Consider the following 25,485-nt stretch of genomic DNA (forward strand, 5'->3'; position numbering starts at 1 on the left):
AGGAGGGAAAAAGATGAAGGGTATTTTATACTTAAATCAGTTCTTTGGCCAGATCGGCGGAGAAGAACATGCTGATTTTAAGCCTGAGATTAGAGAAGGTCTTGTGGGTCCTGCAATGGCTCTGCAGCAGGCATTGGGAAAAGAAGTTGAGATAACCCATACCATTATTTGCGGAGATAACTTTATTGGATCCAATACCGAAGAAGCAGTGGAATCCATTATCTCTATGCTAAAAGGCAAAGAAATTGATGTTTTCTTTGCTGGTCCGGCCTTTCGAGCTGGCCGTTACGGCTCTGCCTGCGGCCATATCTGCAAGGCCGTTAAGCAGGAATTTGACGTTCCTGTACTCACTTCAATGAATGATGAAAACCCAGGCGTTGAAATGTTCCGTAAGGAAATGTATGTATTCAAGGGCGGAGCCAGTGCTGCAAGCATGAAAAAAGACGTCAGCGCTATGGCTAAATTTGCTCTTAAGCTGTTAAAGGGAGAAACCTTACTTCCAGCAGCAGAAGAGGGATACTTTGGAAGAGGAATCAGAGAACAGATCTGGCTTGATCCACCGGTTACAGCAGCAGACCGTGTGATTGACATGCTTCTTAAAAAGGTAAAGGGGGAGCCTTACGAGACAGAGCTGCCCATACCTAAGTCAGACCGTGTTGCCATTGCTCCAGCCATTACCCCAGAGGAATTAAGCACCATGGAGGTAGCACTCCTTACCTCTGGCGGAATTGTTCCGGTAGGAAATCCGGACCGGATCCAGTCTGCCTCTGCAACCAAATGGGGCAAATACGATATTTCCCAGACGGATGACTTAGTCAAAGGGGAATACATGACCATTCATGCCGGATTTGATCCTGCGGCTGCCAATAACGACTCAGATGTAATCGTGCCTTTGGATGCCATGAGAAAGTATCAAAAAGAAGGTAAGATTGGTGGAGTTTATAAATACTTTTTCTCTACGGTAGGAACAGGAACCACTCAGGCTGAAGCCTCCAGAATGGGAAAAGAAATAGCAAGAGTATTAAAAAAGGACGGGATCAGAGCTGCAATTCTGACCTCTACATGAGGGACCTGTACACGTTGCGGTGCAACAATGACAAGAGAAATTGAAAGAGAAGGAATTACCATCGTTCAGATGGCAAACTTAATCCCGGTAGCAAAAACAGTTGGAGTAAACCGTTTGGTTCCAACCATCTCTATCCCTTATCCGCTGGGAGATCCGGCGACAACCAGGGAAGAACAGTTTAAGCTTCGTTACCATAGAGTCGGTGTCGCATTAGATGCCTTAACCAGTGATATCGAAGAACCTCAGGTCTTTAAAGTTAAAATTTAGTCCAGAAGTAACAAGTGATAGAAAACACTTTCTCCAAACGGGAGCAAAGTGTTTTCTATCACTTAAATAAAAGTTTCTAGAACTCTGTGTAAATTTTATCTTTCAGGAGGAGGTTCCTAAATGAAGAAAAACCTTGTTTTTTACATATCGCTGTTTATAACTGCTGTATTTATCGCCCTTGGCCTCTTAGCAAATGATGTATTTACGGCAGCGACCATTGCGGCAAAGGATTTTCTTGTTACTTATTTCGGGTGGTTTTACTTATTTTGTATGTTTGTATTTGTTGTTTTTTCATTGGGCATTGCATTTAGCAAATATGGAAAGATCAAATTAGGGCCGGATGATTCGGTACCTGAATACAGCAACCGTTCCTGGTTTGCAATGCTTTTTGCCGCTGGTATGGGAATCGGCCTTGTTTTCTGGGGAGTCGCGGAGCCACTCACTCATTATATGAGCTTTGGGGGAGATGAGGGGGCCGCCAATCTGGCGATGAAAAAAGTATTTATGCACTGGGGATTCCACCCATGGGCAGCCTATGCCATTATAGGGATGTCACTTGGATATTTTCAGTACAGAAAGAATGCACCAGGTCTGATCAGCAGTATCTTTCTTCCCCTTCTGGGAGAAAAAGGGGTAAAGGGACCCATCGGGAAATTAATTGATGTATGTGCCGTTTTTGCCACAGTGGCAGGTTTTGCGACCTCCTTAGGCCAGGGAACCATGCAGATCAATTCCGGCCTTAATTTCCTTTTTCAGGTACCAAAGACAGACATGGTAAAAGTTATTATCATTTTTACATTAATGGTAATTTACACTTGTACAGCAGTAAAAGGAATTGATAAAGGAGTGAAATTTTTATCCGATATTAATTTCGTATTAGCATTTACTATTATGCTTGGTGTCTTTTTAATCGGTCCAAAGCTTCTTTCTATTAATGTTTTTATCAATTCACTTGGAAGCTATATTAACAGTTTTGTGGCAGACAGCTTTTCTTCCAATCCCTTTGGGGACAAAACATGGCTTGGGTCCTGGACGATATTTTATTGGGCCTGGTGGATTGCCTGGGGACCATTTGTGGGCACCTTTATTGCCAGGATATCAAGAGGCAGGACCATTCGGGAGTTTGTAATAGGAGTTATATTTGCTCCATCCATCGTATCCTTTTTGTGGTTCTCCATCTTTGGCAGTCTTGGTTTGAACCTGGACAAACAAATAATAGCAAAGGCAGTGGAATCGACGGAAACAGTATTATTTGTAGTTTTGCGGGAGTATCCACTTGGAATGGTATTTTCCTTAATTGCCATCTGCCTGTTAATTACATTTTCCATTACTTCATCAAATTCAGGAATCTTTGCATTATCCATGTTCTCGTCAAGCGGGGATATGAATCCTGGAAATGGGAAAAAGATTCTTTGGGGAGCTCTTTTGGCATTGCTGACTCTTGTTTTACTGATGTCAGGCGGATTAACAGCTTTAAAGAATTCTTCTATCATCGCAGCATTCCCATTGGCTATTATTATGCTGCTTGCCTGTTTTTGTCTGTTAAAAGCATTAAAATCGGAAGATAAAAAAGACTAATCAAGCGCACTAAAATACAATCTTTAGAGAAGCGGAGAAACGTATGGATTTTAAACAATTAGAAGCATTTGTACAAATTTCCAAACTGCAGAGTTTTTCAAAAGCATCTGAAGCCTTATACTTAACTCAGCCAACATTAAGCAATCAGATTAATACATTGGAAAAAGAGATTGGCACTCAGTTGTTTGTTCGTTCAACAAAGAAAGTGTATCCGACTAAGGCAGGGGTAAAATTTTATGAACATGCCCAGAATATGCTGGCATTGCGTGATCAGTCTTTATTTGAAATGGGTAAATTTACAAAAGAATGTGCAGGAGAAATCAATATTCTGGCCTCAAGCGTTCCGGCCCAGTATTTACTGCCGCAGCTAATTTCTGATTTTAATAAAGAATATGAAAACATTGTCTTTCATTTATATCAAAGAGACAGTGGAGGTGTATTTAAAGAGTTAAGCCAATATCAGTATGATATTGGCTTTGTTGGAACAGAGACAGAAAGCTGCCGATACAAGCTTACAACTTTCTGTAAGGATAAAATTGTCTTAATCCTGCCAAAGAGTATGAGATATACGGGGGGCCGGACTGTTTCTGACATAATTTCCTTTATATCCAAAAAAAACTTTATTATGCGGGAAGCCGGGTCTGGCACCAGAACAAAGCTGGAGACGTTTCTTGTCAATAACAACATTCGTGAAAAGGATATGAAGGTCGTTGCTTATTTTAGCAGTACTCAGGGAATCGTGGAAGCGGTATCCAAGGGGCTTGGTATTTCGTTTGTATCCAAAGCGGCAGCGACCATCTACAAGCGTTTGAATCTGGTCAATATGGTAGAAATCGATTCGGAAGAATTGAGCAGAGATATCTTTTATGTACTGAAAAAGGATATGGTTTTAACACCAGCACAGGAATTATTCATCAATTATGCAAAGAATTACTATGAAAAGATTAAATCTTAATTTGATTTGCCTTCCATCTATAGTATAATGTTCTTTTGAGGCATAAAATACATTGCGAGGTGGACAAATGCTATTTCATTCATATGAAATAAATAACATGATCACATATTCCAAATCCAATCTAAGTGAGATTGTAGTCACTTATGTGAAAAATAAGATTCTTACGGGAGAGTTAAAAAGTGGAGACCGATTGGTTGAAACTGATATGTCGGAAGAACTTCAGATAAGCAGAGCGCCCATCAGGGAAGCATTAAGAGAACTTCATATGAGAGGATTTCTTTCATTTTCGCCGAAAAAAGGCAGCCAGATTCTCAATTTGGATATTGGGGATATCGCAGAAATCTTTTCGATTAGAATTCCTTTGGAAATGCAGGTACTGACGATTATATTTGAAAAGAAACTTCTAGATGAAAAGGACTTGGAGTACTTATCTTCGCTGAACCAGGAGATGATTATGTTAGGGAAAGACAATAAGTCAGATGAGAAGGAGAAAAATTTTGTTTTTAATTCCTGTGACCTGGCCTTTCATGAGTTTTTCTGGAAAAAATCAGAAAGCTTCCGGAGAGCTGATATTTTACAAAACCAGTACTTTCAATTGCTTACTGCGATGAATAAGGATACTTCCACCTTAGGTTCTGCCGAGGAGAAGTACGAAGAACATAAAAATATTATTGAAGCCTGCCGCAGCGGTTCGCTGGAGCAGGCGTTGTCTGCATTTCAAATACACATGGATTCTTATCTGAATGCTGTGAAAATGCTTTAAAACTGAACTTAGTCTTTCTTTTCCTCATCCGGGTGTAATTCCTCTGAAAATTCTGTTAAGATTCGGCGATGCCTAAGAGTAGCTTTTGGAAGCTCTTTCTCCTGCATCGCCTTTCTTTTGTTCACGGCTTTTAAAACTCCATAACAGGCTGTAAAAAAGGCTACAAGGGCAATACCTGCCAGAAACCCTGAAGTCTGCCCTTTTAAAAATGGCATACTGAATATAGCGATAAGAAGCCCTGCCATGGTAAACAGGGAACTGTAGGGGAATCCGCAAAGCCTGCAGTTCCCTTCTGGCTTCCCGTTCTTTTTTCGAAAACGGATGTGGCTGAACATGAGAACAATATAGGTAAAAAGCAGTGCAAATCCTCCTGAGCTGATTAAAAACAGATAAAACTCAGGCAAAAAGAGTCCTACATAGAGAAACATCATCATGCTGAGCCCTGAAAAAAGGATACCCCGATAAGGAACATCCGTCTTATCCCTTAAAAACCCAGGACCAAGTCCCTCCTCCACAAGAGAGCGGAGCATTCTGCCGATTCCAAACATGGCAGCAAGCATAGTAGATAAGATTGCGCTGATTAATATGATTGTCATGGCAGTCCCGGCCCAAGACATTTGATACCGATTCAAGGCCGTGACCATTGGACTGACGTCTTCGCTTAAAGAATTGGTGGGAACTAAAAGCAAGAGGACGGAGATACAAAGAATATAAAGGGCTACCAGCCAGAACACGGTCAAATGAATGGCGCGGGGAATATTCTTTTCCTTATTATCGGTTTCACTGGCAGCCAGTCCTATGATTTCAAAGCCAGCATAGGTGAATAATACAATGAGCATACTTCCGGCCAGATTTTTTAGGCCGCCTGGGAGAAACGGTTCCGAGCGTAGGATGCTGTTTCCCAATGGGCGCATGCCCGGCAAGACACCAAGGACAATCAGCCCGCCTAACAGGATAAATCCAATAATAGCAACAATTTTAATGGCTGAAAGAACACTTTCCAAATGGCTTAGCTGCTTTGCTCCTAAAAGATTCAAGAGGGTAACTCCCACGATCAGACCAGTCCCAAGGAGAGGAATTGAGACGGTTGGAAACCAGGTTCGGAATAGTAAAGAAACAGCAGTGGCCTCACTGGACATGGAGATAACCATCCCAGTCCAATAGACCCAGCCAACCACAAAGCCTGTGCCTTTATTAATATACTGAGATGCAAACGTCCGAAAGGATGCGGAATCAGGATTAGATACCGTCATTTCTGAAAGTGCAAACAGAATGAAGTAGACCATAACAGCACAAATAAGATAGGAAAGAATAATTGCCGGACCAGCCGCCTTTATAGCAACCGACGAGCCTAAAAAAAAGGAACCGCCGATTACGGTTCCCAGAGCCATCATCGTTAAGCGGCCTGCAGAAAGACCTTTTGTATTATGTTTCATGAGGAAACCTCGCTTTTGCTTTTTGTATTATTATTTCAAATATTGACAAAGTTATTCGAAACGATGAAAATACAATGAGAATGGAGGTACCAATGAAAAACTTATATGTACTCAGTGCCTACGAAACCAGCGCTGAAAAATTTTTTGAAAATTTAAAACAATATCAGGTAGATCTGGTGCTTGATATCAGGCAAAAGAATGACTCCCAGCTGTGCGGCTTTACGAAAAAAAGAGATTTAGAGTATTTTGTAAGAACCATTACTGGTGCCGCATATGTCCATGATCTGGCCCTGGCCCCTACGGTTGAGCTTCTAAATCCATATCTTAAGCATTGGACTTCATGGGACCAGTATGAGAATGGATATCAGGCTTTAATGAGGGAGAGGGACATCCTTTCTCATTTTAAAACTAATTATGAAAAATATTCTGGAATCTGCCTGATTGGCACAGAGACAAAGAAGAGAAGATCCCATAGTGAGATCCTGTATTCCATGCTTTTGAACCATTTTCAAATAATAAAATGAAAAAGATTGTGCTACGTTGTAATAACAACAGACATGTATCCTATATGATGTTATCCTGTACAAGGAATGAGGGCAGGGCAAATGCCTAAGGAACCTCTTCCTTATATCACTCACCAATCATATTGGCAAGTATGTGCACCAAATAAAAAGGTGCTGTGCATAATAATTTACTTTAGGAGGTAATGAATATGAGCATGTTTTGTTATCAGTGCCAGGAAACGGCAAAGAACACAGGTTGTACAGTCATGGGCGTATGCGGTAAGACAGAAGAGGTTGCAAAATTACAGGATCTTCTTATCTATGCAGTGAAAGGTATTTCTGAAATCGTAGTAAAGACAAATACCAACGTTGCTGACATCGTTAAGATCAATCATGAAGTAATCAAGAGCCTTTTTATTACAATCACAAATGCAAACTTTGATGCAGATGCCATTGAAGCTCAGATCGTTCATGTACTTGGATTAAGAGATCAGTTAGCAAAAGACGCTTCTTATCAGGGTAATAACGATGCTGCTGTATTTACTGTAAGCTCAAGAGAAGAGATGCTTAAAAAGGCTGCCAGCGTAGGTGTTCTTGCGACTGAAAACGAAGATGTTCGTTCTTTAAGAGAGCTGATCATTTACGGTGTTAAGGGTATGGCAGCTTATGTAGAGCACGCTTTAAACATTGGAAAAGAAAATAATGATATTTATGCGTTTACTTATGAAGCTCTTGCAGCAACCTTAAATGATTCTCTCTCTGCAGATGATCTGGTTGCATTGACCTTAAAGACAGGTGAGCTTGGAGTAAGTGCAATGGCGCTTCTTGATGAGGCTAATACATCCCGTTACGGAAATCCAGAGATCACAACTGTTAATATCGGCGTTAGAAAGAATCCGGCTATCCTTATTTCCGGTCATGACTTAGTTGATATGGAGCAGCTGTTAGAGCAGACACAGGGAACAGGCGTTGATGTTTATACACACGGCGAGATGCTTCCAGCTCACTACTATCCGGCATTCAAGAAATATGACAACTTTGCAGGTAACTACGGAAATGCCTGGTGGAAACAGGTAACAGAGTTTGAGTCCTTCCGCGGACCGATCCTGTTTACAACAAACTGTATCGTACCACCAAAGAATCCAGAAGTTGCTGCCAGAATCTATACCACAGGGGCCACCGGTTTCCCAGGCTGCAAGCACATCGAAGCAGATGAGAATGGCAAGAAAGATTTCTCTGAAATCATCGCACTTGCTAAGACTCTTCAGAGCCCGGATGAGATTGAAACTGGAACTATCGTAGGTGGATTTGCTCACAATCAGGTATTCGCACTTGCTGATAAGGTGGTTGATGCTGTGAAATCCGGCGCAATCAAGAAATTCTTTGTTATGGCAGGCTGTGACGGAAGAATGAAATCCAGAGACTACTATACAGAGTTTGCTGAGAGGCTTCCAAAGGATACTGTAATCTTAACTGCTGGCTGTGCAAAGTACAGATATAATAAGCTTCAGCTTGGCGATATCGGCGGTATTCCAAGAGTATTAGATGCAGGACAGTGTAATGACTCTTACTCTTTAGCTTTAATCGCTCTTAAGCTGAAAGAAGTATTCGAGTTAAATGATGTAAATGATCTTCCAATCGCTTACAACATCGCCTGGTATGAGCAGAAGGCCGTTATCGTACTTCTTGCACTTCTTCACTTAGGCGTAAAGAACATTCACTTAGGACCGACATTACCAGGATTCTTATCTCCAAATGTAGCAAAGGTTCTTGTAGATACCTTTGGTATCGCTGGAATGGGAAGCGTAGATGCAGATATGGAATTATTCATGAACGCATAATCAGTCTGTTTTGGCTGGTGATGGACGTTGCGCAGGCAACAACCATCACCAGCTTTTTGATAGGATAGTGGTGTAAGTGCTGGCTTACAATAACTTTTAGATAGTTTCAGTTTATGGAGGTAATGATGAAAAAAGTAAATGTATATTATGAAAAACTGTATTACGGCTTCCCGGTCATTCTTGTAAGCTATTATGATACGGACGGCACACCAAATGTGACCACCATATCATCTTCCTACACCTTAAGGGACATGATGGCACTTGGTTTCAGCACAAAAGGCTACGCCTTGAACCGGATTAAGGAAGTATCTGATTTTGTAGTCAATATTGCAGACAGCAGCCAGATCGAAGCAATTAATTTCTGTGGAAAGAATACAGGAGCGGAGTGTAAAAAGTTTGACAGCATCAATCTGACTCCAGTACCATCTAAGGTCGTCAGTGCTCCAATCATTGAAGAATGCCCGATTTCCATTGAATGCAGACTGACCGATGTGATTGAAAGCGAGAATCACATGGGAATCACCAACATACTGGCAAAGATCAAAGGCCGTCTTGTGGCAGAATCCTACTTAACCGAAGCCGGTAGACTGAAAGTACCAGCTTTTGATGAGGTTCTCTATATTGGAGACGGTGACAGCAAGGGATACCGGTTTATGAAATAAAAAAGAACGGATCAGGGAGATGCGTAGATTTCACCGTCCCAGATCCGTTTTTTTATTTTGTCAAATATTAATCCTGTAAGTCGCTGGCGCAGGAACAACTGGAAGAGCCGCAGCCGCAGCCACAGCCGGATTCGCCCTGTTTCGCCTTTTTGATTCTTTTCACAATGATAAAACCTGCATAAGCTGCAATGAGTGCACTAATCACAATAGTAGCTAACATAACAAACACCTCCCTGGATATGTACCAAAATCTTTTTGTTCTTTTTAGTTAGGTCAATCTAACCATAAGCTTAAAATGAAAGCCACTAACATGGCTCATTGATTTAAACTTATTATAATACTGTGGAAGTCTGCCGTAAAGTAGGCACCAATAAGTTACTAAGTAACTTATTGATACCATGGAAGATTCGAATGAAACGATAAAAGGAGCATATGAATTTTAGTAAGTATCTTTTTAGTAACCACACCACTAAAATGTGCCTACTTGCACAATTTTTGGGGAATGCTATAATGAAGTTAACCAATAGATGGCAATGGAACGAAGTCAACCATCAATTTGTGAAGAAAATAACATAAAGGAGATTTTTATTATGAGCAGAGTTCTTTATATTAAAGCAAATTCAAAACCAGAAGGAACATCAAGAACATTTCAGATTTCAGATGCATTTGTGGAAGCGTATAAAAAACACCATCCAGACGACGAAGTGGTAGTTTTAGATTTATATAAGATGGGAATTCATTTTTTAGAGGAAAAGGATCTTGAATATCACAATCCAGCCCCTGGAGTAGGAAAGGATCACCCGATTTTGAAATATGCCTATCAGTTTTTGGAGGCTGACAAATACATTTTTGCAGAGCCTTTATGGAATCTTGGAATCCCGGCTATTTTAAAAGCATATATCGATTATATCTGTGTTTCCTCTATTACCTTCCAGTACACAGCAGAAGGCCCTGTTGGTCTTTGCAAAGGCAAGAAGGCCATCAATATTACCACAAGAGGCGGAGATTACAGCTCTGATATCGCAAAAGAGTTTGAATTAGGTGATAAATATCTAAGAACCATCATAGCCTTCCTAGGAGTTACTGATTTTACAACCATAGCTGCTGACCAGCTTGATGTGATTGGTGTTGACGTGGAGAAAATGGTGGCAGAAGATATAGAAAAGGCTGTGAAAATAGCTGAAACGTTCTAACAGAATAAAAAAATGGCGGCGGTTCCTTCTGGGACCGCCGTTACCTGTTTTAGTAATGAATGACTTGTTCTGCTTCTTTGATTTTCTTAATAATAGGCTCTGCCTCCGGGCTTTCAAAGAAGCGTATGGTAGTCTCCGGTAGTAAGGAAGTCAGATGAGAGAAATCACCTTCCTTAATCAGCTTTCTTACGGTCGATGCACTGATGACCGTTCCTTCTGCTTCCTTTCTGGGGATAATAATACATTCAATCCCAGCTTCCGGAAGCCGTTCCTTCATGATCTCATTATAGATAGCAGTGACCTGGCTGGTAGGCTCTTCTCCTACGTACCTTCTGTTAATTCCCAGAGACTCTGAAATCTTAATAAAGATCCCAAGATCTAAAAGGGCATGGCTTTCGATCACGGATGTTTCGTCCTTTTGGAAGTAGCTTGGGAACGTGGCATTGCTTATGATGTAAGGGCCGCTGTCATGGTAGCATATGTTGTTTAGATGGGCCGTCCCCTCCATAATCAGGCGTTTTCTCACAGAAAACGGAATGAGGCTTACATCCTCGCTGACGATAAAAAGGTGAACCACATCATTTTCTGCAGCAGCCTTTTCCACCAGGGTAAGATGTCCCAGGGTAAAAGGATTGGCATTCATTACGATGGCAGCAACATTCTTACCTTCTTTTTTATTCTCACCAAGGCGGCTTAAATAATCCTGAAAGCCCCGTCTTTTGTTCTCCATAAATACTACCTTGCCTTCGATTCTTACAATCTCATAAAATCCAAGATCAGAAAAGAATTTAGAGGAAGTTGATTTGGTGTAGAGGAAAATGTGGGAGTTGCCCTGTGAGAACTGATACTCAGTCAGATGGGACATGATCTGATTCATGAGACCTTCTCCCTGATGAGCGCTGCTGACCGCCAGACAACGTAAGGTATTGCCATAGCAGCTTCCTGTGGCAACGACGTTAAAATCCTCGTCGAACATAGCACATGTATAATCCAGGTTTTTGTCTCTTCGGATTCCTTCTCCCAAAAGAAGCTGGTCTATGAGCTGGTTGCTCCTTTTATCATCGGGGGAAACTTTAGAAATAGAATATTCACTCATAATTTGCTCCTTTGCATGATAACCTTTAACACATCCTCCCTGACCGAATATCAGGAAAGTGGTTCCACAAAATGCGGAACCGGAAACAGGTTTTATTTTCTTATAAATAATTGTATTATTTCCTATTAAAAATGTAAATAGCCTGGGAGCAGTTATTTGCATTTTCCTCTGTATCAGGACGTCTGATTCTGATATGATATGATTTTTTTGTTTATACTATACAAAAAGTGCTCCCTTACATGGGATAAAATAAGCTCGATTTCATTGTAATTTAAAAACGTCCCCAATGCGTTCCCCTTATGTTACATTTACAGGACTAAATTTGGAAATATTTAGCTATATATGAGATAAAACTACAAGAAAATCTCGTTTTAGCTCATAGTTACTTTTTTGATACTGTGTGTCATAATAGTGCCTACTGGATAAAAGAATACAAATGTTATAATATTAAGGATAAAGACACAAGAACTGTCTGAAGAATCAAAAAAATATGAATCAAAAGACACAGCCTGGCTGACAGGCATGAGTGATATCAATAAAAGGATAGGAGTGTGGTTTTATGATAACAGCTATCAGAGATGAAAACAACCGATACAGGAATTTGCTAAATGGCCAATGGGTCGGAAGCAAAAGTGATACTTATATTGAAATAAAGTCTCCCATAGACAACACAGTCTTAGGGACGGTACCGGCCATGTCAAAGGAAGAGGTGGATCTGGCGATAGAGACAGCGAGAGAAGCACAGAAGCTTTGGAGAAATGTTACCATTGATGAAAAAGCGGAAATTTTATATCGGGCAGCAGATATTCTTCTAAAATATAAGGAAGAACTGGCAGATTTAATGATCCGGGAGATATCAAAGGACAGAAAGAGCTGCTGGTCCGAGGTAGAAAGAACGGCTGACTTCATTCGTTTTACCGCGGATACCGCAAAAAATATCTCCGGCGAGAGCATACCGGGAGACAGCTTCCCAGGTGGAAAGAACAATAAGGTATCTATCGTAAGAAGAGAGCCTCTTGGTGTTGTTTTAGCTATCTCACCTTTTAACTATCCCGTAAACCTTGCAGCCTCCAAAATCGCGCCAGGTCTTATGGCAGGAAATTCTGTTATATTAAAGCCAGCGTCTCAGGGCAGCTTATGCGGCCTATATCTGGCAAGAGCCTTTGAAGAAGCAGGCGTACCGGCAGGTGTATTAAATACGGTAACCGGAAAGGGCAGTGAGATCGGAGATTATATCACCACTCATAAGGGCATAGATTTTATTAACTTCACCGGAAGCACAGAGGTTGGGGCTCACATATCAAGTATCACCAGTATGGTACCCCTCTTAATGGAGCTTGGAGGTAAGGATGCTGCAATCGTATTAGAGGATGCGGATCTGGAGCTGACAGCAAGCAATATCGTTGCAGGCGGTTATTCCTATTCCGGTCAGAGATGTACCGCAGTAAAGAGGATTTTGGTGGTGGAAGAAGTGGCTGACCAGCTGATTGAAAAGATTCTGCCTAAGTTAGAGAAGCTTACCATGGGAAATCCTGTTGAAAAAGATGTGGATATTGTGCCCCTCATCAGCACCAAAGCAGCAGATTTTGTCTGCGAGCTTATGGAAGACGCCAAGGCAAAGGGAGCAAAGCTTTTGGCAGGTGGAAACCGGGAAGGAAACTTAATTGAGCCTACGCTGTTTGACTATGTGACCACAGATATGCGACTTGCCTGGGAAGAGCCTTTTGGCCCCGTACTTCCGATCATTCGGGTAAAAGATAAGGATGAAGCCATAAAGCTAGCCAATGAGTCAGAATATGGTCTCCAGTCCGCAGTATTTACTCAGAATATTAACAATGCCTTTTATGTGGCAGATAAGCTGGAGGTAGGTACTGTCCAGGTCAACAACAAAACAGAAAGAGGGCCGGATCATTTCCCATTCTTAGGCGTAAAGGCTTCCGGAATCGGTACTCAGGGAATCCGCTATTCCATTGAGTCCATGTCAAGACCAAAGGTAACGGTAATCAACTTGTCAAATAATTAATAGAGGAATGTTCTATCATAGGAAAAAGCCTCAGGAAGCATGGGACCGTAAGCGGGTCTCATGCCCTCCTGGGGCTTTTAGTTTTCTGCGGCTCTATCTTCCTGATCGTATTCCGTATCAAGCTCCGCGTTTAAGTACTGGCTGCCAAAGGAGTGCATCAGTTCCAGAATGGGAATTATTTTTTCTCCCAGCTCTGTTAAGCTGTATTCCACCCGGGAAGGTACCACCGGATAGACCTTTCGTTTTACCAGTCTGTCTTCTTCCAGACTGCGAAGCTGGGAGGTGAGCATCTTCTGGGTTATCTGTGGAAGCCGTTTTTTGATTTCACTGAACCGTAAGGTATTGCTGCTCAAATACCAGAGAATCAGGATTTTCCATTTACCTGAAACAAGCTCCTGGACCATGGCCATGGGACAGACGTTGTATTTCAAACATTGCCCTTTCATATAGCATTCTTCATGCATCGGTTTGCTGCAGATCACTTTTGTAGACAAAATATCACCTCTTTTCGGTATATAAAATATATCAGGTATCTAAATCATCTACTCCATTATACCATTCCACAAGAAAATGTAAATACGAAGGCACCATTTTAGCCGTTGCCTTGATTCTATGGGCCAGGCACCATACATATAATAGCATATACTTTTTCGCTTTGCTGCAAAATGTATGGACGGAAATGGAAGGAGAAAAAGAATGATTGTATCATGGCTGACCACCAATCAATGCAATTTAAAATGCAGGCATTGCTATCAGGATGCCGGAAGCAGGCGTGACAAGGAACTGAGCACAGAAGAAGCCAAAAAAATGATAGAAGAGATCAAAGCCGCAGGTTTTAAAATTATGATATTCAGTGGAGGAGAACCTCTCATGCGACCGGACATCTATGAGCTGGTGTCATATGCCAGCGCTCAGGGCCTTCGCCCGGTCTTTGGTACCAATGGAACTTTGATTACAGAGGATACTGCAAGAAGGCTGAAAGAATGCGGCGCAAAAGCAATGGGAATTAGCATTGACAGCCTGGATCAGGATAAACACAACTATTTCCGGGGAAAAGAGGACGCGTACCAACTGACCATGGAAGGTATTGAGAACTGTAAAAAAGCAGGCCTGCCCTTTCAGATTCATACCACCATTATGGATTGGAATCAGAACGAAGTATGTGACATCATTGATTTCAGTGTAAGAACAGGTGCCATTGCCTGCTATCTGTTTTTTCTCATTCCTGTAGGCAGAGGTAAGTTCCTGGAAAGAACCGCCCTTGAGGTGCTGGAATATGAGAATCTGTTAAAAACCATTATGGAAAAGCAAAAGCAGGTGCCCATTGATATAAAGCCTACCTGTGCTCCCCAGTTTATCAGAGTGGCAAAACAGATGGATGTAAAGACCCGGTTTCAAAAAGGCTGTCTTGCAGGACTGTCCTATTGCATCATTGACCCGACGGGAACCGTAAGACCCTGTGCTTACATGGTAGAGGAAGCTGGCAATGTCAGAGAGGAGCCCTTTGACCAGATATGGAGGAACAGTAGCTTATTAAATCATCTTCGCACCAGGCATTACAAAGGGACATGTCATGGCTGTGCTTATGAAGAGGAATGCGGAGGCTGCCGGGCAAGGGCAGGATACTATCATGAGGGAGATTATATGGGAGAGGACAGCTACTGCGCCTACGGAAAAGGTTTTGAGACAGGAGGGACATTGGCTTGAAGGTAAAGTACATAATAGCAGCAATCCTCTGTTTTCTGCTTGCCGGATTGGTGAATGGATGCAGCCGTAAGAGTGAGGAGCCGGCCCCTACATTGGAAGGATACCGGTTTGCGGATGCTTTGGGCCAGGAGGTCACCGTCAATAATCCAAAGCGTGTGGTCGCCCTCATGGGAAGCTTTGCGGAGACCTGGCTGAATGCAGGAGGAGAGCTGGTTGGAGTTACCGATGATGCTTTCGAGGAGCGAGGACTAACCCTTTCAAAAGATATGGTCACAGTTGGTACCTATAACAGTCCGAACCTTGAAAAAATTATGGAATGCTCCCCGGATCTGGTTATTCTGTCTTCCGAAACAAAGGAACATGTGGCACTTAAGGATACACTGAATCAGGCGGGAATTACGACAGCTTACTTCCAGGTGACTTATTTTGAGGATTATTTAGATATGCTGAAAACCTGCACGGATATCACTGGGCGAAAGGATCTTTATGAAAAAAATGGTGTGGAAATCAAACAGAAGATCGATTCCATACTTTCAGCCAAAAGCAGCTTACCTTCTCCCTCCATTCTCTTTCTCGTGACTTATTCCGGAGGCGCCATAGTAAAAAATTCCCAGTGCATGACCGGAAAAATGTTAAAGGATTTAGGCTGCAATAACATTGCAGATAAAAACAAGAGCCTGTTAAAGGAATTTAACCTGGAGTCCATCATTCAGGAAGACCCGGATTATATTTTTGTCGTGCCCATGGGAAACAGTGATGAGCTGGCAAAGAAAAACCGAGAGGAAACGGTGGAGAAAAACCCGGCCTGGAATGGACTTCGAGCAGTAAAAAACAGTCATTATATCATCTTGCCAAAAGAGATGTTTTTATATAAACCAGATGCAAAATGGGGGGAAAGCTATGAGTACCTTTCAAACATTCTTTCAGGAGAAAAGAAGTAAAGCCTGGATATTTCTTTTTTTGTCAGCAGCAGGACTTTTTGCAGGACTGATGGCAGGACTCTGTCTGGGAGCCAGCCCCATAGGATTTCCACTGCTTATAAAGACTTTAAGCCAAGGGGATCCTGATGATTATTTATTTCGTATTATAGTGACAGTACGTTTCCCCAGAGTGTTAGGTGCACTGCTGGCTGGAAGCGGTCTTGCCGTGTCTGGAACCATCATTCAGTCGGTGCTCAATAATCCTCTGGCAAGCCCGAACATTATAGGAGTCAATGCCGGAGCCGGATTCTTTGTTTTACTGACGTCCGCTCTACTTCCTCCCACTCTTTACCTGCTTCCGGCAGCTGCATTTTTCGGTGCCATGTTTGCCTGCCTGCTGGTGCTTCTTGCGGGAGCTTTGGGCCAGATGTCACAGCTTATGCTGGTGTTGGTCGGATTCGTGGTAAACAGTATATTCAGCGCCGGGATGAACGCAATCATGATCTTATATCCCGATGCCTACGTAGGATCAGGCAATTTCCTGGCAGGAGGACTCTCTTCTGTGACCACTAAAGCTCTGGCCTGTCCCTCCGTTCTTATTATGCTTGGCCTGATACTTGCAGTTCTTTCTTCCAAAGGATTAAATCTTCTAAGTCTTGGAAGTGACTATGCCAGAACCCTTGGGATGAATGTCCCCGTAAGCAGGTGCCTGTATCTGGCTGTGGCTTCCATCCTGGCCGGTGCAGCGGTAAGCTTTTGTGGGTTGATTGGCTTTGTAGGACTTTTGGTTCCCCATGGCGTAAAGCTGCTCATTGGCACGGATAACCGGTTTGTAATCCCTGCCAGTGCCCTGACAGGGGGCTGGTTCGTCATTATCTGCGATCTGCTTTCAAGAACCATGTTTCTGCCCTATGAGCTGCCGGTAGGCATCTTTATGTCGTTGATTGGGAGTCCCTGCTTTCTATATCTGATTTTAAAAAGCAGAAAGAACCGTATCAGTGGTTAGAAAAGGAGGAGGCTATGATCCGGTTTGAGCACGTGGCTTATTCCTATAACAAGATTCCCTTTATTGAGGATATGAACATAAGCTTTGAAATGGGAAGGATAACGGCCATCATAGGCCCCAATGGGTGCGGAAAAAGTACGGTCATCAAGCTTTTAGCCCGTCTGTTAAGGCCCAGCCGGGGAAGAATTCTCTTAAATGGACTGGATATCAGCTCCATCAGACGAAAGCTATTTGCCAGAGAATTCTCCGTACTGCTGCAAAGTGGCCACATACCGGATATGACGGTGGAACAAGCGGTCCGTTCTGGCAGGTACCCTTATCAGTCTTTTTTAGAACCGGCCTCTCATGAGGACCAGTTCATGACAGACCAGGCGATAGCAATGGCGGATTGTAATTGGTTTAGAGAAAAACCAATGTGTCAGCTGTCCGGGGGAGAACGGCAGAGGGTATTCCTTGCCATGATACTGGCTCAGGATACCCCGGTAATATTATTAGATGAGCCCACTACTTATCTTGATATTAACGTCTCCTATGACATGATGGAGCTGATACGGGAGCTGAATGAGAAGATGGGAAAGACGGTAGTCATGGTCCTTCACGATATGAATCTGGCACTAAATTATGCCGATCAGGTGATTTTAATGGATCAGGGAAGGATTGTCAGCTTTAATTCCGCAGCCGATCAGGGACTTCATGAACGAATCGGCGAAAGGTTTGGTGTGAAAATACAAAGCGTTTCACAGGAGGAGGAATCTCAGTTTTATTATTTGAAGAGGTAACATCAGGTTATTTCATGAGAAATTACAATGAAAATAAACAAATAATAAACAAATAATAAAACTTTTAAAGATAATATATATAATATTGAAAATATTGTCGGATTAAGGTATAATTAGTGAAAAATACAAGGAGGTAAGCTTATGTATAATATTCTGATTGGCGGTGCAGCCGGACAGGGCATTGACACCACAGTATCTATTCTGGAAAAGCTGTTAAAGCGTTCCGGTTACTATATTTTTACAACGAGAGATTTCATGTCACGGGTTCGGGGAGGCCATAACTTTTCCCTCCTGCGTTTTGGTACAGAAGAGATTACTTCTCACAGCGATATTTTGGATGGAATCATAGCACTTAATGAGGAAACCATTGTATTACATAAAGACAAACTAAAAGGAAAAGGTTTTATATTATGTGACATCAGTCTGGATTATTCAGATCCGGAATTAAATATGATTAAGCTTCCCATGACTCAGATTGCAAAGGAACTTGGGAATGTGCGAGCATCTGGAAGCGTTGCGATCGGCGCAGTATTAAAATTGTTTGGAGAGCCTTTCACCTATGTGGAAGAAGTGATGAAAAGTCTGATGAAGAGCCAGATTCTGGAGGTGAATGTAAAAGCAGCGGAGGCAGGCTATGGAAAGGTAGAACCGTTGTTTGAGCATCTTGACGGAGGCTTTCAGGATTATATGCTCATTTCAGGAAGTGAAGCCTTAGGGTTAGGAGCAGTGGCCGGCGGCCTTAAGTTTTATTCTGCCTATCCAATGTCACCGTCAACAGCCGTTCTTGAATATCTGGCATCCGTAGGTAATTCTGCCGGAGTACTGGTAGAGCAGGCAGAGGATGAGATTGCAGCCGTCAATATGGCAATCGGTGCCTCCTTTGCAGGCGCAAGAGCCATGACCGGAACCAGCGGAGGCGGTTTCTGTCTTAAGGTAGAGGCCCTGGGCTTTTCCGGAATTGCGGAAATCCCTCTTGTGGTAGTAGATGTACAGAGGCCGGGACCTGCCACAGGTCTACCCACCAGAACGGAACAAAGTGATCTAAAGTTTGTTATTTCCGCTTCCCAGGGAGAATTTCCACGAATGGTCATTGCGCTGAGGACTCAGGAAGATGCTTTTTATCAGACAGCCAGAGCTTTGAATCTGGCGGAAAAATACCAGATACCAGTCATTCTTTTAAGTGACCAGTATCTTGGTGATGGAACTGCCTGTGTAAAGCCTTATGACTTCTCCCGGATATCCTTCTCAGACCATGCCACTGAGGCAGAAGGGGAGTATTTACGCTATCGGATTACAGAAGATGGAATCTCCCCAAGACTGGTGCCTGGAAAGACAGAGCATCTGGTGGCAGCTGACAGTGACGAACACGATGAAAGAGGCTGGATTACAGAATCTGCCCTTGTAAGAAACCAGATGGTGGAAAAGCGCATGAGGAAATTAAAGGGCCTATGCGAAGAGCTTTTAGAGCCTGAATTTATTGGCGATGAGAATTGCTCCACCCTGCTCCTTGGCTGGGGTTCTGTTTATGGCCCCATAAAGGAAGCAGTTCAGACCCTCAATAAGAATGGCGGCAGCTATGGAGCCTTAGTATTTGGAGACATTTATCCCCTTCCCCAAGAACGGTTAAAGAAATATGCCAGTGGCAGAAAGCTGATTAATGTAGAGCAAAATGCCACCGGCCAGTTGGCTTCCCTGATTCGCGGAGAAACAGGAATTGCCTGTGACGACAGCATCTTAAAATATGACGGTCGTCAGATCACAGGAGAAGAAATCGTGAAACAATTACTGGAAGGAGGTAAAAAGTCATGAGTGAATTCAAAACATATGAAACAGCCTGGTGTCCTGGCTGCGGTAATTTTTCCATATTAAACAGTTTAAAAACAGCCTTAGAGGAGTTAGGAAAGAATCCTCATGAGGTGCTGATGCTTGGAGGAATCGGGCAGGCGGCGAAAACACCTCAGTATATCAGTGCCAACAGCTTCTGCGGACTCCACGGCAGAGCGCTGCCGGCGGCAGTGGCAGCTAAGATAGCCAACGAAAAGCTTACCGTAATCGTCAATTCCGGTGACGGGGATTCTTACGGAGAAGGAGGAAACCATTTTATTCACAACATCAGAAGAAACGTGAATATCACCCATTTTGTCCATGATAACCAGATTTACGGACTGACCAAAGGGCAGGCATCTCCAACCACAGCAGAAGGTCATGTGACAGGGGTACAGACGGAGGGCAACATAAATCCTCCCTTAAACCCAATGCTTTTGGCCCTGGCATCAGGAGCCGGCTTTGTAGCCAGAGGCTTCAGCGGTGATGCCAAGCAGCTGACAGCCCTTATGAAAGCAGCCATTGAGTATCCTGGCTACGCATATGTGGATATTATGCAGCCCTGCATTACCTTTAATAAGATCAATACATTCGCATATTATAAGAATGCAGTTATGCCTCTGCCGGAGGATTACGACCATACCGATAAGCTGGAGGCAATGAGAATTGCTATGGGCCTTGATGATAAGATTCCAACTGGTATCATCTATAGAGAGGATAAGGCAGATTTCCACAAAAAGCATGCTCTCTTAAGAGACGGAAAGCCTCTCCTTGACCAGGAAAGAGAGCCCCATGTGCTTGACGAATTAATACAAAGCTTTATTTAAGAAGAAACAGTAATCACTGTGAAATGATTCTGCCTCTCTTACAGAAAACCAGGGTAAAAATCCTCGTGTGTGGATTTCTACCCTGGTTTTTTGCATATCTGAAACTTCAACGGAAACCAGAACACACTCCCCATATCCTGGCTGGATTCGGCGCCGCAGGTGCCCCCGTGGAGGGAGATAATCTTTTTTACGATAGAAAGACCTGATCCGGTACCTGTAATGCCACGTTTGTGAGTTTTATCTTATCCATCAAACCGGTACCCCAATCCCCGTAATGTAGTGATCAATCCAGCGTATGGGCCCAGTGATTTTCTAAGTAATTTCATATGAGTATCTAAAGTCCGGTCATCTCCAAAGTAATCGTAGCCCCAGACTTCTGCTAAGATACGCTCTCTCGCAACGGCAATGTCTTTATTGCGTATGAGAAAGAAGAGAAGATCGTATTCCTTGGGAGCCATATCCACCGGTTGACCATCGATTGATACCTTGTAGGCAGTCATATCTGCCCGAAGTCCCTCTTTCATATATACAATATGACTCTTTTCTTCAAGTGCAGCAGTGCTTATGGAGGTGCGGCGTAAAATTGCATTTACCCGCAGCATAATTTCTTTTGTGGAAAATGGTTTTACTACATAGTCATCAATTCCCAGTTCAAAGCCAAGTATCTTGTCATGCTCCTCGCCGCGTGCGGAGAGTATGATGACGGGTGTCTGGCTTGTTTTACGTATTTCCTTTATGGCAGAAAAGCCGTCCAGCTCTGGCATCATAACATCCATAATAATGATATCAAAGGATTCCTTTTGACAAAGTAAAACTGCTTCTAATCCGTTGCCTGCTTCTGTTACTTCATGTTCTTCAGAAGTGGCATAACGTTTCAGGTCAGCACGAAGCGCAGCCTCATCATCACATAGTAATAATTTTGCCATATAATCACACCTCTTTCCAATCGTAGCACATAATCAGATACCGGGAATCTAAGATGAGTTCCTCTTAATTACAGTATCCGTCTCATTATATAACATAGAAATGACGTTACTTTGTCTGTTGCCTGAAATTAAGCTTAAATTTGTTCCTGGAAAATAAAAGAGAAGAATAAGGCTTAGAAATGTTCAGAGGAAAATCAGATTGCGAACATAAGTCCGTCAAATTTACCGGGTATGATATGGGAAGAACAAAACGAAAGGAGGCAGTATCAATAAAAGCTAAAAGCAACTGTTGACAGATAAATATAAGGAGATGATCATATGAGAAAAAACATTAAAAATTATTCATTATTAGTTGTTGCATTGGCATCTATATCGATTGGAAGCAGCGCAATGGTATATGCAAAGACATCTGCTTCTTCTGCAAGTTCATCACAGACAGAGTCAACCGTTCCTTCCGAAAGAAAAGAGGGCGGACGTGACCATAAGGGTGGCTTTGGATTAGGCCAGAGCAGTCTGGAAAGCCTCGTTTCCAACGGAACCATTGACCAGGCAACTGCTGATAAAATCATAGCTTTTAGGAAAGCCCAGCAAGCAAGCAGGGAAGAGGAAAAGGCCAAGATCGATGCTATGACGGAGGACGAAAGAAAAGATTACTTCTCCAATAAGAAAGAAGGACAGAAAGGTGATCCTTTCTCTGATATAGTGAGTGAGGGAATCATCACCTGGACCCAGGCTGATGCCATTAAGGCAGCTATGCCTGAACACAAGGAAGAAGGAAGGGGAGAAAAGCGGGGCTTCGGCTTCCTTGAAAACAACCTGGCAGGTCTTGTATCCGCCGGAACCATCGACCAGAATGCTTCTGACAAGATCACAGCTTATTTAAATAATCTTGAATCTGAAAGAGAAGCAGAGAGAACCAAAGTGGAAGCTATGACTGAAACAGAAAAACAGGAATATTTTTCTTCAAATCATAAGAAAGAAAAGGTTGATCTGTTTGCAAATATGGTGAATGAGGGTATTATCACACAAGCAGAGGCTGATGCCATAAAGGCAGCTATGCCGGAAAAGCCTTGTGATAATCCTCCTACAGCTTCTGACACCGTTTCATAAAATTTTAGATTTTGTAAAATTCCTATATAGCACCGCAGAAGGGGTAAACGATCCCCTAATAGTAAGACACAGAAAAATAGGCTGTGTTTGACTGTTAGGGTGGAGTTTACCTTTTTTTCGTCTATCCATAATTGTTTGCATACTGTATAATTCCATCCAATGGAAAATAAAATGAAATAAAAACGAAAAGGATCCTTCCAAAATGATTGGAAGATCCATATGGAGGAGCTTATGAACTATCAGGGATTAATAACTGGAATCGGAACATTTCTAATCATCGGATTGCTGCATCCGGTAGTAATTAAATCGGAGTATTACTTTGGTACAAAGGTGTGGCCTTTATTTTTGATTACAGGAATCGCTTTTATTGGTCTGTCACTTTTTTTGACCAATATAGCGGCCTCCTGTCTATCGGCTGTTATGGGGTTTTCTCTGCTGTGGAGTATCAACGAGCTTTTTGAGCAGAAGCAGAGAGTAGAAAAAGGCTGGTTTCCTGAGAATCCGAAGAAAAAAGAGAAAAAATGAAGTTATCTAATATTTTAAGATAAAAAAGCAGACAATAATACACCATATACATATCTGTTCAAAATCAGTGAAACAAAATGGATTTGTTGATGGTTTTGCACAAATGTTATACTTTCATCATAAAGGAGGAACCAATGGAAAACAGACTTCCAAACATATTCCTGCTGGTTTGCCAAAACAAACGTGAATTTACCGTCCGGGAGCTGGCGCAGCAGATGGCTGTAAGTACCAGGACCATATACAGCGATATAAAAAAATTAAATGAAATGCTGGAGGCTGCCGGATATCCAGTCATCAAAGCAGATAAAGGAAGATTGATCTACGAGGAGCCTTTGATGATTGAATTTGAAGAGCTGATCGGTTCCACTTCTGATTTTGTTTTATCCAACCAAAGATTTCGCCGTCTGCGGGTAATGGAAGCCATTTTATTATCCGGGGACCAATTTACCGTAGAAGACCTTCTAAAGGATCTGGATATCTCAAGAAACACTCTGTTAGGAGATTTAAAGGAGATAAAGGAGATATTCCGTTACCATACCATTGGAATGGAAGCGACGCCATTTAAGGGTTATCAAATTACCGGAAATGAGCGAAGCATCAGAAACCTTCTCATACTGACCATCAGCGAGGACCCATTGTTCTTCGAAGATAAATTAGAAAAGAGAAGCTTCCGGTTTTTATACTCCTGCGAGGCGTTTCTGGATGATGTGGCAAAGCGGCTCAATGTAGAATTAAGTGATGTTTCTTTTCAGCGAATGCTGGTAACGTTTTGGGTCACCTATGCCAGACTTTCCATTGGAAAACGATTTCCGGAGGGTCCAAGGGAACCCCTTACCAGAGAAGAGATTACCTTTGTAGAACGAAAGAAAGAGCTGGAAGAGCTTTTTCAGAGAGAGGTCCCGGTTGATGACTGCTTTTACCTGGCCAATAAGCTGGGAGAAGCCTCGGTAGTCAAATACGAGGAGCTGCTGTCGGAAAAATGGCTGCCTTTTCACCTGGTGACCAACGAGTTCATCGAGGCAGTGGAAAAGGAATATGGCTTTGAAGCGTTTTTAACGGATTCCAAACTTTATGAGGGACTTCTCAATCACCTGCGACCGGCCTATAAGAGAGCATTATCCTCTGACTGGGCAGAAAATCCATTGCTTCAATACGTTCTGGATCATTTTTCAAGGCTTAACAAAGCGGTGGAACAGGGAGTCAAGGTGTTAGAGGACAAGTTGAAGGTAACGTTTAATGAGCATGAGATATCTTATTTTACCCTGTTTTTTGCATCGGTCATCGAACGAAATGAAAAACAAGTCCGGAGAACACCCAATGTAATCATCGTGTGCAATGCCGGAATCAGTACCTCCGAAATATTAAAAAGCAGGCTGCAATCCATGTTCCATGTAAACATACTTGGAACCTTTAGTGTCAGGAATGCGGCACTGTGGCTGAAGGAGCATTATCCGGATTTCATCATCTCAACGGTGCCATTTCAATTCAGAGATATCCCGGTCTTAAAGGTTACCCCCTACCTTTCTGACTATGATATCAAGGAAATACAGAATCAATTGTCCTTTCTCACTGCAAAGATTCACATATCCGACGTGATGAACATTATTCACAAATATGTAAAGGTTGAGGAGGACCAGCTGACGCCTTTAAAAAACGAATTGAGTATATATTTGGGAATTACAGAAAATTCACAATTAAAGAAAGGAATTTATCAACCTATGTTAAAAGAAATCTTAACCACTGAGCTGATCTCAGCAAAATTTGAAGCTGCCAGCCGGGATGAAGCCGTAACAGAAAGCGGCAGACTTCTGGTAGACAAAGGTCTGGCGGAGGAAGCTTATATCAGAGCCATGATAAAAAATGTGGAGGTAAACGGAACCTATATCGTAATTGCCCCAGGAATCGCAATGCCCCATGCAAGACCAGAAGAAGGTGCGCTGGATATAGGACTTAGCATTGTAACCTTAAAAGAGCCGATTCCATTCGGCCACCCAAAGAATGATCCGGTTAAAATTGTGGTTGGCTTATGTGCCATTGACCACCAGTCTCATCTAAAGGCTCTTACAGAGCTTGCGGATATACTAATGGATGAAAGTAAGGTAGAACGCCTTACCATGGCAGAAAATGCAGAACAGATATTAGAAATTATTAAGGAGGGTTCATTATGATTAAGATTGTAACAGTTTGCGGTGCAGGTGTAGGAAGCTCTATGATGCTTCGTTTATTTACTCAGCAGATTCTTGATGCGGAAAAGATAGAAGCAACCGTTGATGCTTCTGATATCGGATCTGTCAGCCCGGATTTTTATGACATTTTAATTACAACATCTGATTTTGCAGATGTACTGAGAGATTCCAAAGCTCATATCATCCGAATCGACAATATGATGGACAAGCAGTATTTAAAAGAACAGCTTTTGGAGGCAATTAATAAGAAGTAATTTACTGAATGGGGCTTAGATAAGCCTTAGAAGGGAGA

General features: G+C 42.4%; 25 protein-coding genes. 19 read left to right on the forward strand and 6 right to left on the reverse strand.

Annotated elements, in window-relative coordinates; all coding sequences use genetic code 11:
* Positions 1 to 13 precede the first annotated feature (13 nt).
* From grdH to T546_RS0101185, 4 genes are all read left to right on the forward strand, one after another.
* A complete protein-coding gene (grdH, locus tag T546_RS0101165; protein WP_084326057.1) occupies positions 14 to 1,333 on the forward strand; it encodes a betaine reductase selenoprotein B in 1,320 nt (439 codons plus the stop codon).
* A gap of 120 nt (positions 1,334 to 1,453) precedes the next feature.
* Positions 1,454 to 2,911, forward strand: coding sequence for a BCCT family transporter (locus T546_RS0101175; RefSeq protein ID WP_026890050.1), 1,458 nt, complete (start codon positions 1,454 to 1,456; stop codon positions 2,909 to 2,911).
* 43 nt (positions 2,912 to 2,954) lie between these two features.
* Positions 2,955 to 3,866, forward strand: a complete 912-nt coding sequence (locus tag T546_RS22575; RefSeq protein ID WP_051629522.1) for a selenium metabolism-associated LysR family transcriptional regulator — start codon at positions 2,955 to 2,957, stop codon at positions 3,864 to 3,866.
* 67 nt (positions 3,867 to 3,933) lie between these two features.
* Positions 3,934 to 4,629: a GntR family transcriptional regulator gene (locus T546_RS0101185; RefSeq protein WP_026890051.1), complete on the forward strand. Its 696-nt coding sequence runs from the start codon at positions 3,934 to 3,936 to the stop codon at positions 4,627 to 4,629.
* Positions 4,630 to 4,637: 8 nt separating this feature from the next.
* Here T546_RS0101185 and T546_RS0101190 read toward each other — a convergent pair whose 3' ends face one another.
* A complete protein-coding gene (locus T546_RS0101190; protein ID WP_026890052.1) occupies positions 4,638 to 6,065 on the reverse strand; it encodes an amino acid permease in 1,428 nt (475 codons plus the stop codon).
* Between the two features lie 92 nt (positions 6,066 to 6,157).
* Between T546_RS0101190 and T546_RS0101195 the strand changes: the two genes are divergently transcribed.
* The 3 genes from T546_RS0101195 to T546_RS0101205 all read left to right on the forward strand — a co-directional run bounded on the left by T546_RS0101195 (position 6,158) and on the right by T546_RS0101205 (position 9,071).
* Positions 6,158 to 6,589: a DUF488 domain-containing protein gene (locus T546_RS0101195; RefSeq protein ID WP_026890053.1), complete on the forward strand. Its 432-nt coding sequence runs from the start codon at positions 6,158 to 6,160 to the stop codon at positions 6,587 to 6,589.
* A 182-nt stretch (positions 6,590 to 6,771) separates the two neighbouring features.
* The gene (gene hcp, locus T546_RS0101200) at positions 6,772 to 8,409 is read left to right on the forward strand and encodes a hydroxylamine reductase (RefSeq protein WP_334291579.1); all 1,638 of its coding nucleotides are present in this window, start codon (positions 6,772 to 6,774) and stop codon (positions 8,407 to 8,409) included.
* Positions 8,410 to 8,534: 125 nt separating this feature from the next.
* The gene (locus T546_RS0101205) at positions 8,535 to 9,071 is read left to right on the forward strand and encodes a flavin reductase family protein (RefSeq protein ID WP_026890055.1); all 537 of its coding nucleotides are present in this window, start codon (positions 8,535 to 8,537) and stop codon (positions 9,069 to 9,071) included.
* A gap of 67 nt (positions 9,072 to 9,138) precedes the next feature.
* Here T546_RS0101205 and T546_RS24895 read toward each other — a convergent pair whose 3' ends face one another.
* The gene (locus tag T546_RS24895; RefSeq protein WP_084326059.1) at positions 9,139 to 9,291 is read right to left on the reverse strand and encodes a FeoB-associated Cys-rich membrane protein; all 153 of its coding nucleotides are present in this window, start codon (positions 9,289 to 9,291) and stop codon (positions 9,139 to 9,141) included.
* A gap of 370 nt (positions 9,292 to 9,661) precedes the next feature.
* Here T546_RS24895 and T546_RS0101215 point away from each other — a divergent pair, with 370 nt between their 5' ends.
* A complete protein-coding gene (locus T546_RS0101215; protein ID WP_026890056.1) occupies positions 9,662 to 10,264 on the forward strand; it encodes an FMN-dependent NADH-azoreductase in 603 nt (200 codons plus the stop codon).
* A gap of 49 nt (positions 10,265 to 10,313) precedes the next feature.
* On the opposite strand, the gene citC is transcribed toward T546_RS0101215, so the two are convergent.
* Complete coding sequence (citC, locus tag T546_RS0101220) at positions 10,314 to 11,360, reverse strand: [citrate (pro-3S)-lyase] ligase (RefSeq protein WP_026890057.1); 1,047 nt, start codon at positions 11,358 to 11,360, stop codon at positions 10,314 to 10,316.
* A gap of 559 nt (positions 11,361 to 11,919) precedes the next feature.
* Between citC and T546_RS0101225 the strand changes: the two genes are divergently transcribed.
* Entirely contained in the window at positions 11,920 to 13,383 is a 1,464-nt protein-coding gene (locus T546_RS0101225; RefSeq protein WP_026890058.1) for an NADP-dependent glyceraldehyde-3-phosphate dehydrogenase, read from the forward strand.
* 77 nt (positions 13,384 to 13,460) lie between these two features.
* On the opposite strand, the gene T546_RS0101230 is transcribed toward T546_RS0101225, so the two are convergent.
* On the reverse strand, positions 13,461 to 13,877 hold the full coding sequence (locus T546_RS0101230) for a winged helix-turn-helix transcriptional regulator (protein WP_330371842.1): 417 nt from the start codon (positions 13,875 to 13,877) through the stop codon (positions 13,461 to 13,463).
* A gap of 175 nt (positions 13,878 to 14,052) precedes the next feature.
* Between T546_RS0101230 and nirJ2 the strand changes: the two genes are divergently transcribed.
* The 6 genes from nirJ2 to T546_RS0101260 all read left to right on the forward strand — a co-directional run bounded on the left by nirJ2 (position 14,053) and on the right by T546_RS0101260 (position 20,446).
* Positions 14,053 to 15,090 carry a putative heme d1 biosynthesis radical SAM protein NirJ2 gene (nirJ2, locus tag T546_RS0101235; RefSeq protein WP_084326060.1) on the forward strand — a complete coding sequence of 346 codons (1,038 nt, stop codon included), beginning with the start codon at positions 14,053 to 14,055 and terminating at the stop codon, positions 15,088 to 15,090.
* On the forward strand, positions 15,087 to 16,031 hold the full coding sequence (locus tag T546_RS0101240; protein ID WP_156951271.1) for an ABC transporter substrate-binding protein: 945 nt from the start codon (positions 15,087 to 15,089) through the stop codon (positions 16,029 to 16,031). Before nirJ2 ends, T546_RS0101240 begins: the two co-directional genes overlap by 4 nt.
* Positions 15,991 to 17,016 carry a FecCD family ABC transporter permease gene (locus T546_RS0101245; RefSeq protein ID WP_026890062.1) on the forward strand — a complete coding sequence of 342 codons (1,026 nt, stop codon included), beginning with the start codon at positions 15,991 to 15,993 and terminating at the stop codon, positions 17,014 to 17,016. The genes T546_RS0101240 and T546_RS0101245 overlap by 41 nt, the downstream gene beginning before the upstream one ends.
* A gap of 14 nt (positions 17,017 to 17,030) precedes the next feature.
* A complete protein-coding gene (locus tag T546_RS22580; RefSeq protein WP_051629524.1) occupies positions 17,031 to 17,795 on the forward strand; it encodes an ABC transporter ATP-binding protein in 765 nt (254 codons plus the stop codon).
* Between the two features lie 141 nt (positions 17,796 to 17,936).
* Complete coding sequence (locus T546_RS0101255) at positions 17,937 to 19,604, forward strand: 2-oxoacid:acceptor oxidoreductase subunit alpha (RefSeq protein ID WP_026890063.1); 1,668 nt, start codon at positions 17,937 to 17,939, stop codon at positions 19,602 to 19,604.
* A complete protein-coding gene (locus tag T546_RS0101260; protein WP_026890064.1) occupies positions 19,601 to 20,446 on the forward strand; it encodes a 2-oxoacid:ferredoxin oxidoreductase subunit beta in 846 nt (281 codons plus the stop codon). Before T546_RS0101255 ends, T546_RS0101260 begins: the two co-directional genes overlap by 4 nt.
* A 77-nt stretch (positions 20,447 to 20,523) precedes the next feature.
* Here T546_RS0101260 and T546_RS26285 read toward each other — a convergent pair whose 3' ends face one another.
* On the reverse strand, positions 20,524 to 20,667 hold the full coding sequence (locus T546_RS26285; protein WP_084326115.1) for an ATP-binding protein: 144 nt from the start codon (positions 20,665 to 20,667) through the stop codon (positions 20,524 to 20,526).
* A gap of 21 nt (positions 20,668 to 20,688) precedes the next feature.
* Entirely contained in the window at positions 20,689 to 21,372 is a 684-nt protein-coding gene (locus T546_RS0101270; RefSeq protein ID WP_026890066.1) for a response regulator transcription factor, read from the reverse strand.
* Between the two features lie 318 nt (positions 21,373 to 21,690).
* On the opposite strand from T546_RS0101270, the gene T546_RS0101275 reads away from it, so the two are divergent.
* The 4 genes from T546_RS0101275 (at position 21,691) to T546_RS0101290 (ending at position 25,447) form a co-directional block, all read left to right on the forward strand.
* Positions 21,691 to 22,482: a hypothetical protein gene (locus T546_RS0101275; RefSeq protein WP_026890067.1), complete on the forward strand. Its 792-nt coding sequence runs from the start codon at positions 21,691 to 21,693 to the stop codon at positions 22,480 to 22,482.
* A gap of 231 nt (positions 22,483 to 22,713) precedes the next feature.
* The gene (locus T546_RS0101280; RefSeq protein ID WP_024835305.1) at positions 22,714 to 23,007 is read left to right on the forward strand and encodes a DUF4491 family protein; all 294 of its coding nucleotides are present in this window, start codon (positions 22,714 to 22,716) and stop codon (positions 23,005 to 23,007) included.
* A 134-nt stretch (positions 23,008 to 23,141) separates the two neighbouring features.
* The gene (locus tag T546_RS0101285; protein ID WP_026890068.1) at positions 23,142 to 25,175 is read left to right on the forward strand and encodes a BglG family transcription antiterminator; all 2,034 of its coding nucleotides are present in this window, start codon (positions 23,142 to 23,144) and stop codon (positions 25,173 to 25,175) included.
* Positions 25,172 to 25,447 carry a PTS sugar transporter subunit IIB gene (locus T546_RS0101290; protein WP_024835307.1) on the forward strand — a complete coding sequence of 92 codons (276 nt, stop codon included), beginning with the start codon at positions 25,172 to 25,174 and terminating at the stop codon, positions 25,445 to 25,447. The genes T546_RS0101285 and T546_RS0101290 overlap by 4 nt, the downstream gene beginning before the upstream one ends.
* The last annotated feature ends 38 nt before the right edge of the window (positions 25,448 to 25,485 follow it).

Source organism: [Clostridium] aerotolerans DSM 5434, from assembly GCF_000687555.1.
GTDB lineage: Bacteria > Bacillota > Clostridia > Lachnospirales > Lachnospiraceae > Lacrimispora > Lacrimispora aerotolerans.

What these genes read in the sequence shown, in the direction of transcription:
- T546_RS0101175 (WP_026890050.1), top strand. Translation starts at nt 1,454, where the DNA reads ATGAAGAAAAACCTTGTTTTTTACATATCGCTGTTTATAACTGCTGTA.
- T546_RS22575 (WP_051629522.1), top strand. Translation starts at nt 2,955, where the DNA reads ATGGATTTTAAACAATTAGAAGCATTTGTACAAATTTCCAAACTGCAG.
- T546_RS0101185 (WP_026890051.1), top strand. Translation starts at nt 3,934, where the DNA reads ATGCTATTTCATTCATATGAAATAAATAACATGATCACATATTCCAAA.
- T546_RS0101190 (WP_026890052.1), bottom strand. Translation starts at nt 6,065, where the DNA reads ATGAAACATAATACAAAAGGTCTTTCTGCAGGCCGCTTAACGATGATG.
- T546_RS0101195 (WP_026890053.1), top strand. Translation starts at nt 6,158, where the DNA reads ATGAAAAACTTATATGTACTCAGTGCCTACGAAACCAGCGCTGAAAAA.
- hcp (WP_334291579.1), top strand. Translation starts at nt 6,772, where the DNA reads ATGAATATGAGCATGTTTTGTTATCAGTGCCAGGAAACGGCAAAGAAC.
- T546_RS0101205 (WP_026890055.1), top strand. Translation starts at nt 8,535, where the DNA reads ATGAAAAAAGTAAATGTATATTATGAAAAACTGTATTACGGCTTCCCG.
- T546_RS24895 (WP_084326059.1), bottom strand. Translation starts at nt 9,291, where the DNA reads ATGTTAGCTACTATTGTGATTAGTGCACTCATTGCAGCTTATGCAGGT.
- T546_RS0101215 (WP_026890056.1), top strand. Translation starts at nt 9,662, where the DNA reads ATGAGCAGAGTTCTTTATATTAAAGCAAATTCAAAACCAGAAGGAACA.
- citC (WP_026890057.1), bottom strand. Translation starts at nt 11,360, where the DNA reads ATGAGTGAATATTCTATTTCTAAAGTTTCCCCCGATGATAAAAGGAGC.
- T546_RS0101225 (WP_026890058.1), top strand. Translation starts at nt 11,920, where the DNA reads ATGATAACAGCTATCAGAGATGAAAACAACCGATACAGGAATTTGCTA.
- nirJ2 (WP_084326060.1), top strand. Translation starts at nt 14,053, where the DNA reads ATGGACGGAAATGGAAGGAGAAAAAGAATGATTGTATCATGGCTGACC.
- T546_RS0101245 (WP_026890062.1), top strand. Translation starts at nt 15,991, where the DNA reads ATGAGTACCTTTCAAACATTCTTTCAGGAGAAAAGAAGTAAAGCCTGG.
- T546_RS22580 (WP_051629524.1), top strand. Translation starts at nt 17,031, where the DNA reads ATGATCCGGTTTGAGCACGTGGCTTATTCCTATAACAAGATTCCCTTT.
- T546_RS0101255 (WP_026890063.1), top strand. Translation starts at nt 17,937, where the DNA reads ATGTATAATATTCTGATTGGCGGTGCAGCCGGACAGGGCATTGACACC.
- T546_RS0101260 (WP_026890064.1), top strand. Translation starts at nt 19,601, where the DNA reads ATGAGTGAATTCAAAACATATGAAACAGCCTGGTGTCCTGGCTGCGGT.
- T546_RS0101270 (WP_026890066.1), bottom strand. Translation starts at nt 21,372, where the DNA reads ATGGCAAAATTATTACTATGTGATGATGAGGCTGCGCTTCGTGCTGAC.
- T546_RS0101275 (WP_026890067.1), top strand. Translation starts at nt 21,691, where the DNA reads ATGAGAAAAAACATTAAAAATTATTCATTATTAGTTGTTGCATTGGCA.
- T546_RS0101280 (WP_024835305.1), top strand. Translation starts at nt 22,714, where the DNA reads ATGAACTATCAGGGATTAATAACTGGAATCGGAACATTTCTAATCATC.
- T546_RS0101285 (WP_026890068.1), top strand. Translation starts at nt 23,142, where the DNA reads ATGGAAAACAGACTTCCAAACATATTCCTGCTGGTTTGCCAAAACAAA.
- T546_RS0101290 (WP_024835307.1), top strand. Translation starts at nt 25,172, where the DNA reads ATGATTAAGATTGTAACAGTTTGCGGTGCAGGTGTAGGAAGCTCTATG.